Raw genomic sequence first — 1,507 nt, 5'->3', positions numbered from 1 at the left:
TAAATCCATATACAAGCCCTGTATTGTTCCTGCGTGGTGGAGTGTCTCCATATATACATAAGCCTGAGCATTTCGTGGCGATTCAGCAGCAATTCCCAAATGCGGAAATTAAAGAAATTTTAAATGCTGGGCATTGGTTGCATGCTGAGAAAACAGATGAAGTGTTGCTTGAGATACAAAACTTTTTGAAATCTTAAAAGATGATGTACGGCGATCTTGTTTACACAAGGTCGCGTATCTGGAGCTTATATAGTTAGATTATATTGTGTTATTCCTAAGTAGAAATGTCCTACTTACTAACCAAATAGAAATGTCCTATATGGACATTTCCAAGTCAAGCACAGGATTTAGATTTCGTTGTTGAATTGCTGTTTTCTGTGCACGTCTGCTTGGCATCTTTTGAGAACGATTGCGTTTATTTTGTTGTTCTAGTTCTTCATGCTGCTGTTGAATATGGGCTAATACAGAACCCAAACGTTTATTTTCAACAATCTCTCGCTGGTTGAGCTGACTTAATTTATCGAAGATGCTGTAATTGATTTTTCTTCCCTGATATTCAATCGCGACTGTACTATCCGGGTATTCCAGAAACTCAAGATACTTGCCAATCAATCTTTGGTTTTCTTCCGTGTTTTCCAGGAGATATACGCATTTATCATAAGTGATCGTCAGGCTATTCGTGACTCTGCGGGGTTCACGCCAGGTAAAAATATCATCTAATTCTTCGGCTGTTTCAGTGACAGTCCGGTGTAGATCCTTGGGATTAAAGGCCATCTTGGCAAACTTCTGATTGAACTGCTCAATGAAGCAGGGTAGCCAGGCATTGGCTTCGGCAATCGAACTGATGCCTTCCAGACGCATTTCTTTGATCAGACGGTCCTGAAGCGTTCTATTGGCTCGTTCTACACGGCCTTTGGCCTGTGGTGAATTAGCGAAGATAATATCGATATTCAGGGTGCTGAGTACGCGCCCAAACTGGGTAATCTTGGTGTCTTTCTTACTGCTTTGATTCACCCTGAAGACTGAATGTTTATCGCTGTAGAAGGCTAAAGGCTTACCATGCTGCTCAACATACAAACGTGTTGAAATCATATAGTCAAAGGTTGATTCCGACTCACAGAAGCGTAAATGCTGTAATTTGCCTGTGGCATCATCGATAAATACCAGCAGACAGCATTTAGGGGCTCGACCTTCAAACCAGTCATGGTGTGAGCCATCGATTTGGATCAGTTCACCATAACAGTCCCGGTTATAACGAGGCTGATACGGGCGTTTCAGGCGTTTGGATCGAGGAATCCATAAGTCAGCTGCAATCATCCAAGAACGTAGGGTTTCTACTGAAAGATCGAATCCATGTACGGTGGTGAGCTTTTCATGCGCTAAAGTGGGTCCGAAACCATGGAGTTGGTCAGAAACAATATTGAGGCATTTGAGTCTGATTTCTTCAGGAAGTTTGGAATTGCTGATTTGGCCACGACCGGCATGGGCTAATGCAACTGGACCTTGG

Annotated in this window: 1 protein-coding gene and 1 pseudogene; one reads left to right on the top strand and one right to left on the bottom strand. The window is 42.7% G+C overall.

Features of this window, described 5'->3' with window-relative positions; all coding sequences use genetic code 11:
- A pseudogene (locus ACWQ4X_RS19590) lies at nt 1-197 on the top strand (alpha/beta fold hydrolase); the annotation flags it as partial.
- Between the two features lie 118 nt (nt 198-315).
- On the opposite strand, the gene ACWQ4X_RS19585 reads toward ACWQ4X_RS19590, so the two are convergent.
- Nucleotides 316-1,507: ISNCY family transposase (locus ACWQ4X_RS19585; RefSeq protein WP_457904666.1), on the bottom strand; the 1,192-nt coding region annotated here is incomplete at its 5' end.

The organism is Acinetobacter sp. NigerLNRRAM0016 (assembly GCF_054112845.1).
Note: the sequence above shows the minus strand (reverse complement) of the source record. Positions and strands in the feature narration are given on the sequence as shown.